This window comes from Tistrella bauzanensis, assembly GCF_014636235.1.
GTDB classification, from domain to species: Bacteria; Pseudomonadota; Alphaproteobacteria; order Tistrellales; family Tistrellaceae; genus Tistrella; species Tistrella bauzanensis.
Window position 1 is genome coordinate 1 of the sequence record NZ_BMDZ01000219.1, and the last position, 558, is coordinate 558.

Below are 558 nucleotides of genomic sequence, written 5' to 3' on the forward strand. Positions count from 1 at the left end.
CCTCACCCGAGGGAATCAGCCCCGCAGCGCGGGGGCAAGCGGACATCGACAGGGTTGGAGCCCATTCTGCAACAGGCTCTACAGTGTGGTCAAAATGAGAACAGCGCATTTGATCCATGGATATTTGGGAGCTGGCAAAACAACCTTTGCGAAAGCTTTGGAAAAAGAAGCAATTGCAATCCGCTTCACTCAAGATGAGTGGATGAAGAAGCTATATGGCGATGACCCTCCCGCCGAACAGTTTGCCGGTTGCACAAATCGAGTCTCGGAACTTATGGAGGAAATGTGGACACGATGCCTTCAAGTCGGGGTAGACGTTGTTCTCGACTTTGGTTTTTGGTCGAGAGCTGAGCGGGATAGAGTGCGATCTGTCATTTGTAGCCTTGGAGCCGACTGCCGGCTTTATCGCCTTTCATGCTCCGACGACGAGGCATGGAAGCGCATCGAGGCGCGTAATCTGAAACGTGATTCCAGCCTCTATATAGCACGGAACACATTCGAGGTGCTGAAAGCACGATTTGAACCCTTATCTGACGACGAGAGCCGAATTGAGGTGTA

At 52.0% G+C, this 558-nt stretch carries 1 protein-coding gene; it reads left to right on the top strand.

Translation table 11 applies throughout. The annotated features are described in order from the left end of the window. Nucleotides 1–109: 109 nt before the first annotated feature. Nucleotides 110–558 (top strand): AAA family ATPase (locus IEW15_RS25665; RefSeq protein WP_188583396.1); only part of this gene is annotated, 449 nt, incomplete at its 3' end.